This window comes from Pseudomonas mandelii (assembly GCF_002251635.1).
Lineage (GTDB): Bacteria > Pseudomonadota > Gammaproteobacteria > Pseudomonadales > Pseudomonadaceae > Aquipseudomonas > Aquipseudomonas mandelii_B.
Map to the genome: position 1 here is coordinate 1 of NZ_NMOJ01000215.1, position 5,584 is coordinate 5,584.

The 5,584-nt window shown below is 62.2% G+C and carries 3 protein-coding genes; 2 read left to right on the plus strand and 1 reads right to left on the minus strand.

Annotated elements, in window-relative coordinates:
- The first annotated feature begins 74 nt into the window (after positions 1-74).
- A complete protein-coding gene (locus B7L09_RS26495; RefSeq protein ID WP_094471343.1) occupies positions 75-398 on the plus strand; it encodes an SEL1-like repeat protein in 324 nt (107 codons plus the stop codon).
- 175 nt (positions 399-573) lie between these two features.
- Positions 574-1,938: a DNA recombination protein RmuC gene (locus B7L09_RS26500; RefSeq protein ID WP_176457775.1), complete on the plus strand. Its 1,365-nt coding sequence runs from the start codon at positions 574-576 to the stop codon at positions 1,936-1,938.
- 140 nt (positions 1,939-2,078) lie between these two features.
- On the opposite strand, the gene B7L09_RS26505 is transcribed toward B7L09_RS26500, so the two are convergent.
- The gene (locus B7L09_RS26505) at positions 2,079-5,549 is read right to left on the minus strand and encodes a hybrid sensor histidine kinase/response regulator (protein ID WP_094471345.1); all 3,471 of its coding nucleotides are present in this window, start codon (positions 5,547-5,549) and stop codon (positions 2,079-2,081) included.
- Positions 5,550-5,584 lie beyond the last annotated feature (35 nt).

Here is a 5,584-nt window from a genome sequence, read left to right on the forward strand (position 1 = left end):
GAGTTTTTTCTGGCTTTACGTCTGCGAAAAAAAGAGTAGAGTGGCGCGCCTTCCGTTCTGTCCCACAGTGCTTTATGAAGTTTCGCTCAGTATCACCTTCTGTTACCTCTACACCTCCCAGTGTTACCCCTCCCAAACGCTTTTCGATGCGAGTAGCGGAGTGGTTGCTCGATAGCCCGCGCCTGGGTGAAAACACCAACGTCAAACATTTCGCCGGACGCTTGCTCAAACAGCCAGCCCGCGAAGGTGTGGTGGCCGCGCAAAGTCGTCTCGGCCAGTTGATGTGCCGCGAATGCGGCAATGCCCGCGATCGCCGCATTGGCCAGGACCTGTTGCGCCAGGCCGCGCGAGCAGGGGACCGGCGCGCTCAACGGGAACTGGGACTGGTCGAAGACTGAGCTGTCCAAGTCCTGACGCCTTGGTTACCCTTCAAGCTTTATCTCATCGGCAGGAGTCGCTATGGCTATGGACTTGACCAGCATTTTGCTGGGTCTGGCGGGCGCCGCACTGCCCTTGCTGGTATTGGCCTGGCAAATCCAGCGCCGGGCGAGCGCGGCCCAAGCCGAGGTGGCGTTGCTGGAAGAGCGTCTGGCCATGTCGCTACTGGCGCAGGACGGCTTGAACGCTCAGCTCGAAGCCTGCCGCGATGAAATCGGTGATCTGGGCCAGGCCAACGCCGCCAAGCAGGCAGAGCTGGCCGCCATGCGCCGTGAAATCGAACTGCTACAGATAGAGCGCGACGATGCCCGCGACGCGTCTCACGCCTGGAACATCGAGCGCGCCGGCAAAGATGCCGAGCTGCGGCGCCTGGACGCCCGGGCGGCCTCGCTCACCGCCGAACTGCGTGAGCAGCAGGACAGCCATCAAAAACGCCTCGACGACCTGCAAGGCTCACGAGACGAGCTGCGAGCGCAATTCGCCGAGCTCGCCGGGAAGATCTTCGACGAGCGCGAACAGCGTTTTGCCGAAACCAGCCAAGAACGCCTGGGCCAGTTGCTCGATCCGCTCAAGGAGCGAATTCAGTCCTTCGAAAAGCGTGTGGAAGAAAGCTATCAGGCCGAAGCCCGCGAACGGTTTTCCCTGGCCAAGGAGTTGGAACGCCTGCAACAGCTGAACCTGCGCCTGAGCGACGAAGCCACCAACCTCACCCGTGCGTTGAAAGGGCAGAAAACCCAAGGCAACTGGGGCGAGTTGATTCTTGAGCGCGTGCTTGAACACGCCGGGCTGGAGAAGGGCCGCGAGTACCAGACCCAGGTCAACCTCAANGGCCCGGATGGCGAGCGTTTCCAGCCGGACGTGTTGATCATGTTGCCCGGCGACAAGCAGGTGGTGGTCGACTCCAAGGTCAGCCTCACGGCTTATCAGCAGTACGTTGCGGCGGAGGATGATGCCATCGGCCAGNTCGCCATGAAGCAGCANGTGCTGTCCCTGCGCAATCACGTCAAGGGCTTGGCCGGCAAGGATTACAAGCGCCTGGACGGCCTGCACAGCCTGGATTTCGTTCTCCTGTTCGTACCTATCGAGGCGGCGTTTTCCGCCGCGTTACAGGCTGAGCCGAACCTGTTCCAGGAAGCCTTCGACCGCCATATCGTCATCGTCAGCCCGACCACTTTGCTGGCCACCCTGCGGGTGATCGACAGCCTGTGGAAGCAGGAACGCCAAAGCCAGAACGCCCGGGAAATCGCCGAGCGGGCCGGCTGGCTGTACGACAAGTTCGTGTTGTTTATCCAGGACCTGGATGAAGTCGGCAATCGCTTGCAGCAACTGGACAAGGCTTACAGCTCTGCGCGCAACAAGCTGACAGAAGGACGCGGCAATCTGGTCAGTCGCAGTGAGCAGTTGAAATTGCTGGGTGCGCGAGCGAGCAAGAGCTTGCCGGCTGATCTGCTGGAGCGGGCGATGACCGATGTTGATGGATTGGCTGAGTTGCCTGAATAAGTCAAAAGCTTCGCGAGCAAGCCCGCTCCCACAAGGTTTTTGTGTTGTTCAATCGATGTGTGCAACAACTCCGATCCCCTGTGGGAGCGGGCTTGCTCGCGAAGGCGTCAGCACTGCCGCCAAAGAACTCAAGCCTGCCATCACAACGGCAAATGCCGACTCAACAACGCCCGCAACGCCGCCGGTTTCACCGGTTTGGCCAGGTACTCAAGGCCCGCCGCATGGACCTGGGCCACCGTCTCCGGCCGGCCATCGGCACTGATCACCACCCCCGGCACCGGCTCANCCAGTTGCGCCCGCAGCCAACCCATCAGCTCGGTGCCGGTCTCGCCGTGGTCCAGGTGGTAATCCACCAGCGCCAGTTGTGGGCGTANACCGTCCTTCAGCAGCGCCGCGCATTCGTCACGGTTGCGTGCGGTCCAGACCTGGCAACCCCAGCGTGTCAGCAGGCTGTTCATGCCAATCAGGATGCTGTCTTCATTATCGATACACAGCACCTGCGCGCCGCTCATCACATGACCATTAAGCTCGCTGACCTGGGTCGGCGCGACCACTTGAGCCCGCGCCAGCGGCACGCTGACGCTGAATACACTGCCGCGCCCCGGCCAGGACCTAACGCGCAAGGTGTGTCCCAGCACGCGACATAGACCATCGGCAATCGCCAGCCCCAGTCCCAGGCCTTTCTCGGCGCGCGTCTGATGGCTGTCGAGGCGTTTGAATTCTTCGAAAATCACTTGCTGCTTGTCTTCAGGGATTCCCGGTCCTCGGTCCCACACCTCCAGGCACAACTCGCCCTTGCGCCGCCGGACGCCGAGCAGCACGGGTCCTTGGGCGTAGCGGAACGCATTGGTCAGGAAATTCTGCAGGATCCGCCGCAACAGTTTGATGTCGCTGTCGATCCGCAGCGTGCTACCCCGAACACGGAATTTCAGCCCTTGTTCCTGAGCCAGTGCCTTGAACTCGGCACCGAGCGCATCGAACAATTCGTTGAGCACGAAGGGCTTGGGGTCCGGGTTGATCTTGCCGTTCTCCAGGCGGGAAATGTCCAGCAGATCGCTGATCAGGTCNTCGGCGGAGCGCAACGAGCTGTCGAGGTGATGCACCAGNTNCCGCGCCTCCCTGGACAAACCGTCGTTCTGGTGGGAGAGGGCGGCGGAGAACAGCCGTGCGGCGTTCAGCGGTTGCATGAGGTCATGGCTCACCGCTGCCAGAAAGCGGGTTTTCGACTGATTGGCCGATTCCGCGGTGCCCTTGGCTTCGGTCAGGGCCACGTTGAGTTGTGACAGCTCGTGGGTCCGTGCGGTGACGCGCTGCTCCAGGCCTTCGTTGGCTTCAGTCAGCGCCTGCTCGGCTTCCCGGAATGCGGTGATGTCCGTGAAGCTCATGACAAACCCGCCGCCGGGCATCGGGTTGCCGATCAGCTCAATCACGCGCCCATTCGGGAACAAGCGCTCGGACGTGTGGGCGCGACCCTGGCGCATCCAGTGCAGGCGTCGGGCTACGTGCACTTCGGCTTCGCCCGGCCCGCACAGGCCGCGTTCGGCGTTGTAGCGAATGATGTCGGCAATTGGTCGCCCGACACTGATCAAACCTTCCGGGTAGTTGAACAGCTCCAGGTAGCGCCGGTTCCAGGCCACCAGCTTGAGTGACTGGTCGACCACGCTGATGCCTTGGGTGATGTTTTCGATGGCGCCCTGTAGCAGCGCACGGTTGAACTGCAGCACCTCGGAGGCTTCGTCGGCGATCCGTACGACGTCCTCCAGCTGCATTTCCCGCCCTTCAATCGCGGCTTTTACTACAGCGCGTGTCGACGATGCACCGAGCACACCGGCCAAGAGCCGTTCGGTGTGGGCGATCCAATCGTTNTCGGCATTCTGGTTCGGGTTGAAGCCTTTGCCTTGGCGGTAGGCAAAACGGATGAAGCTCTGCCGCGCCCGTTCTTCACCGACGAAGCGTGCGGCCAGTTTCAGCAAGTCGTCGATCTGCACCGCGAGCATCGAGCGGGCGCTGGGGCGCGCGCTGATTTCCTGACCGATGAATCGGCCCGCCTGCCAGTGCTCCGACACCCTCGTGCGTGACAGCACCGACACCCAGGCGAACAGCGTGAAGTTAGCTGCCAGCGACAGCACCACGCCTTGGGTCAGCGGGGTGAGCGGCAGGTTCAGCGGGTTGCTGTGCAGCCAGGCCAGCCCCGGGAAACTGCTCAAGGACAAACCGAGGCTGTGGGCCGCGATCGGCAGAATGAGGGTGTAGAACCAGAGGAATGTCCCGGCGGCGAGACCGGCGAACACGCCTCGGCGGTTGGCCTGTTTCCAGTAAAGCGCGCCGAGCATCGCCGGGGCCAGTTGGGTCACGGCGGCGAAAGCGATCTGGCCGATGGTCGCCAGGCTCGCGGTGGAGCCAAGCAGGCGATAGCTGACGTAAGCCAGCAACAGAATCACCACGATGCTGACCCGGCGCACCGACAGCATCCACTGGCGGAACACTTCGAACGGTCGCTCGGCACTGGAGCGCCGCAGCAGCCAGGGCAGCAACATGTCGTTGGAAACCATGGTCGACAGCGCAATACTCGCGACAATCACCATGCCGGTAGCCGCCGATGCGCCGCCGATAAATGCCAGCACNGCCAGGGCCGGGTGGGCTTGGGCCAGTGGCAGGCTGATGACGAAAGAGTCCGGCAGTACCGAACTGGGCAGCAACATCTGACCGGCGAGGGCGATGGGTACGACGAACAGCGCTGCCAGCGCCAGGTAGGCAGGGAATACCCATTTCGCCAGGCGCAAGTCCTGAGGGTCGATGTTCTCCACCACGGTGACGTGAAACTGCCGGGGCAGGCAGATGATTGCCATCATCGCCACACCGGTTTGCACCACCATCGACGGCCAGTTGATGGTTTCTTTCCAGTATTCCTCCAGGCGTGGTTCGAGCATCGCCTGGCTGAACAGGTCGCCGAAACCGTCGTACAGGCCGTAGGTCACAAACGCGCCGACNGCGAGAAAGGCGAACAGTTTGACCAGGGATTCAAACGCAATCGCCAGCACCATGCCTCGGTGGTGTTCGGTCGCATCGAGGTTGCGGGTACCGAACACGATGGTGAACAGCGCCAGCACCAGCGACACGATCAGCGCCGTGTCCTGGGCGCGGGTGCCCATGGCGTCGGCACCGGCGCCGATCAGCAGGTTTACCCCGAGCACGATGCCCTTGAGTTGCAGGGCGATGTAGGGCAGTACGCCAACCAGGCAGATCAGCGCCACCACCACCGCCAGGGACTGGGACTTGCCGTAGCGCGCGGCGATGAAGTCGGCGATGGAGGTGATGTTCTCCTGTTTGCTGATCATCACCATTTTTTGCAGGACCCACGGCGCGCAGACCAGCAGCAGGATCGGCCCGAGGTAGATCGGCAGGAATGACCAGAGTTGCTCGGCGGCCTGGCCGACGGCGCCAAAGAAGGTCCAGCTGGTGCAATAGACCGCCAGCGACAGGCTGTACACCCACGCGCGCACTCGCGGCGGCAACGGTGTGCTGCGACGGTCGCCGTAAAAGGCGATGGCGAACATGATGGCCATATAGGCCAGGGCAACGGCGGCGATCAGCCCGCTGGACAGCGTCATGGTAACTCCGGGCAAAAAACACCCGGGCATTCCAG